Below are 3,852 nucleotides of genomic sequence, written 5' to 3'. Positions count from 1 at the left end.
CCCTCGCACATAGCGGCCTTCGCCCGGGCCGCGTCACCGGTCAGCGCCGTCAGACGGCCCCGCAGGACGTCGCTGACCTCGGACAGCGACTTGATCTGCGAGTAGCCGCCGCTGCCGACCGCGCCCCGGTTCTCCGGGTCGCTGACGACGATGCGGACCTTCACCCCGGCCGCCAGCTTCGCGGCGAGGGTGTCGTAGAGCCGGACGTCGTAGCGGGGCAGCGGCGGGCAGGTCGCGTTCACGTCCTGCTGCGAGATCTCGATGTGCCCGGTCGCGCTCGCGACCAGTGCCCGCAGGGCGCTCTCCTCCGGGTTGACCGTGTCGTAGTCCCGGTCCGCGTTGGTGTTGTCGTGCACGCCGATGCCGCACTTGGTGTCGGAGGCCGTCGGCAGGACGGGCCGGAACGCCGACGTCGGGTCGCTCTGCCGGATGCCGACGCCGAGGCCGCCCACCGCCAGCGCGGGGACGTCGCCGCCGCCCGCCGGGGCGGCGGGCCGGGGCAGGGTGGGCAGGCAGCCCGCGCCGTTGGAAGCGGCGAACCAGACGCTGGTCCAGCTGCTCTTGTTGCGGCAGGTCCAGTCCCAGAGCGTGTCCAGGTAGCGGCCGGCGGAGCCCGCCGCCGGACCGGACAGCGCGAGGTCGACGTCGTTCACCGGGTGGCTGGTGTCGAGGTAGTCGTCCTTCCAGCTGTTGATGCCGCCGGTGATCACCGAATTCCCGTCCACCACCACCAGCTTGGAGTGGTTCCAGGAGAAGGCGGTCTTCGAGGTGGTCATCGAGGCCACGTTGAGGGTGATGTTCCCCGCCGCCGGGCCCAGCTTGGCCACCATCTCGTCGCGGTACGAGGACGGGATCACGGTGGCGTGGTAGACCGGCGCGGCGCCGACCAGGATGCGCACCTGGAGCCGGTTGCCCTTCTGCGCCGCCTCCTTCAGGCCGGCCACGATCGCGTCCTGGAAGGCGCCGTTGGGGAAGGGCGCCAGGGTGGATATGTCCACGCTCTGCCGGGCCTGCGCGATGTCCTCGCGCATCTTCTCCAGCAGCCTGCGCGAACCGGGGCGCTCGGTGCAGGACGCGTCGCCCCAGCAACCGGGGCTCTGCAGCAGCCAGTCGGAGCCGCCGGGGGCGGAGGAGCCGAGGCGGTTCCCGGCGGTGCGCTCCCAGACGGAGCCCTCCAGGCCGGGGGAGACCTGGCGCAGCGTCTGCTCCACCGAATCCAGGTGCGGGGTGGGGGAGTCGGCGAACGCCGGGGTGGCGGGCAGCAGGGCGAAGGAGAGCGCGAAGGTGAGGGCCGTCGTGCGGACGGTGCGTACCAATGTGGGTCCTTGGATGGGGGTGGCTCTGGCCGGGCGGCACCGTGAACCGGGCTCCGACCTTGATCAACTCGCGCAAGTTACCAGTACGTAGCTCGCCGTTCACCTGATCCCGTCCGCTTCCGGCCATCACGTGCGCCCGCACTCCGGAGGGGAGTGGATTCCGGTGGGGCGGGGTCGCGCAGCGGACCGATAGTCCGTATGCTCTCATTCATACGGACTGTCAGTCCGTTTATGGTGTCGAGCGGAACGGAAGTCTTGATCATGACAACCCCCATGACCCCCGCGGAGCTGTACCGGCACGGCCTGCGCCTGCTGGTGGAGAAGGACGTTCCGGGCTGGGTGGACCTGTGGGACGAGGACGGGGTCCTGGAGTTCCCGTTCGCCCCGCAGGGCTGGCCCGCGCGCCTGGAGGGCAAGACCGCGGTCGGTGACTACATGCGGCACTACCCCGACCACGTCGACGTCCACGACTTCCCCGACGTGAAGGTCCACCAGACCGACGACGCGGAGACGATCGTCGTGGAGATGCGCGGGGTCGGCCGTCTGGTGGAGACCGACGCCCCCTTCGACATGACCTACATCGCCGTGGTCACGGTCAAGGGCGGGCTCATCACCTCCTACCGTGACTACTGGAACCCGCTCGCCGTGTCCCAGCCCGGCGCCGACTTCGTGGGGACGGACCGATGAACGACCTGAACGCCACCCTGGTCATCGGGGCCACCGGCACCACCGGCCGCCGCGTCACCGCCGGGCTCGTCGCCGAGGGCCGCCGGGTCAAGGCCGCCGGGCGCGGCGCCGCCCCCGTCGAGGGTGCGGAGGCGGTCCGCTTCGACTGGAACGAGCCCGCGACCTGGGAGGCGGCCCTGGACGGCGTCGACCGCGCCTACCTCATCCCGCCGATCGGCTCCTCCGAACCGGCCGCGGTCATGCTGCCCTTCCTGCGCCAGGCCCGTGCCGCGGGCGTACGCCGTGTCGTGCTGCTGAGCTCGTCGGCGATCCCCGCCGGGGGTCCCGCGGTGGGCCAGGTCCACGAGGCGCTGCCGGGTCTGTTCGAGGAGTGGGCGGTGTTGCGGCCGTCCTGGTTCATGCAGAACATGGCCGGCGAGACTCCGCACGCGCGCAGCATCCGTGAGGACGGCACCATCCTCACGGCTTCGGGGGAGGGCCGGGTCGGGTTCGTCGACGCCGATGACATCGCGGCCGTCGCCGTACGTGCCCTGACCGACGATCGGGCACCCAATACGGACCTGATCCTGACCGGGCCGCAGGCGCTGAGCTACGGCGACGTCGCCGCGGTCATCACCGAGGTCACCGGCCGGCCCGTCGTCCACCGGCACCTGACCTTCGAGCAGCTCCGCGACCGGTGGGCGGCCGAGATCCCGCTGGAGTTCGCCACCCTGCTCGCCGGCCTGGACCGCGCCATCGCCGAAGGCGCCGAGGACCGTACGTCGGACGCCGTCGAGCGTGTCACCGGCCGGGCCCCGGGGACGTTCCGCGCCTTCGTGGAAAGGGAGGTGCGATAGGGCGGGCCGCTCGATCCGAATATCCTTTCCGGGGCCGGGACCGGCCGGCGACGGCCGAAGACCGAGGAGGATCCGTGGTCCAGCGATCAGAGCGGGCTGAGCGGGCGGACGCCCTGCGCAACCGGGAAGCCGTACTGGCCGCCGCCGACGTGCTCTTCGCCGCCAGCAGCAGCCCCCAGAGCGTGTCGATGGACGACATCGCGGCGGCCGCGGGGGTGGGCAAGGGCACCCTCTTCCGGCGCTTCGGCGACCGCGCGGGCCTGATCGGCGCGGTGATCGCCTCCCGTCTCGAACCCCTGCAGGAAGCCGTGCGGGCGGCGCAGGAGGCGGCGGCGTCCTCGCCGCGGCAACTGGTGCTGGACCTCCTCGACGCCTCCCTGCGCTTCAAGATCGAGAACCGGAACCTGATGGCGGCCGCGGAGGACGCCGGGCTCAGCAGTCCCTACCAGGCCCCGCACTACGGCTGGTGGCACGAGATCCTCCGCGCGGCACTGGATCAGGTGCCCGGCGTCCACGACGCGGACTTCACCGCCCACGCGCTGCTGGCCGCCATCCGCGCCGACCTCGTGGTGCACCTGATCGACGGTCGGAAGATGGCGCCCGAAGCCCTGCGGGCCTCGCTCGCGGCCCACATCCGCAACGTCGTGGGCGACGGCCCCGATCCGTCCCGGGAGGGGTGAGCGGCCGCTCCCCGCGTGCGCGTGTCCCGCGCCGCGCTGTCGGCCATTCGGATAGGACTCGGGACGACGCGGAACGCCGCCGGGACAGGAGCTGCCCGTCGTCCTACCTTCGGGGACTGTTCTCTTCCCTCCCGAAAGGCGCATCCATGCGATCTGTCCGCTCCGCATTCGCCGTCCTCGCCACCGCCGCCATCGTGCTCGGTGGTGCCGGCGCCGCGAGCGCCGACGTGAACGTGACCATCCCGGAAGGCAGCAGCTACACCCTCGTCTTCGGCGACTGGCTCCAGTTCGCCGCCGACGACGTCTTCAACGCCGGCCACGACAACACCGTCG

The 3,852-nt window shown here is 71.7% G+C and carries 5 protein-coding genes; 4 read left to right on the top strand and 1 reads right to left on the bottom strand.

Features of this window, described 5'->3' with window-relative positions:
* Positions 1-1,316, bottom strand: a 1,316-nt coding sequence (locus ACFV0Q_RS39400; protein ID WP_385012643.1) for a phospholipase D-like domain-containing protein, incomplete at its 3' end; no start/stop codon positions are given.
* Between the two features lie 261 nt (positions 1,317-1,577).
* On the opposite strand from ACFV0Q_RS39400, the gene ACFV0Q_RS39395 reads away from it, so the two are divergent.
* From ACFV0Q_RS39395 to ACFV0Q_RS39380, 4 genes are all read left to right on the top strand, one after another.
* Complete coding sequence (locus ACFV0Q_RS39395; RefSeq protein WP_385012641.1) at positions 1,578-2,003, top strand: nuclear transport factor 2 family protein; 426 nt, start codon at positions 1,578-1,580, stop codon at positions 2,001-2,003.
* Positions 2,000-2,839 (top strand): NAD(P)H-binding protein, encoded by an 840-nt coding sequence (locus ACFV0Q_RS39390; protein ID WP_385012639.1) that lies wholly within the window; start codon positions 2,000-2,002, stop codon positions 2,837-2,839. Before ACFV0Q_RS39395 ends, ACFV0Q_RS39390 begins: the two co-directional genes overlap by 4 nt.
* Before the next feature lie 74 nt (positions 2,840-2,913).
* Positions 2,914-3,519, top strand: a complete 606-nt coding sequence (locus tag ACFV0Q_RS39385; RefSeq protein ID WP_385012637.1) for a TetR/AcrR family transcriptional regulator — start codon at positions 2,914-2,916, stop codon at positions 3,517-3,519.
* 146 nt (positions 3,520-3,665) lie between these two features.
* On the top strand, positions 3,666-3,852 hold a 187-nt coding region (locus ACFV0Q_RS39380; RefSeq protein WP_385012635.1), incomplete at its 3' end, for a hypothetical protein.

It is taken from the genome of Streptomyces sp. NPDC059564 (assembly GCF_042735575.1).
Lineage (GTDB): Bacteria > Actinomycetota > Actinomycetes > Streptomycetales > Streptomycetaceae > Streptomyces.
The sequence above is the reverse complement of the archived record's forward strand: the minus strand, read 5'-3'. Positions and strand labels throughout refer to the sequence as shown.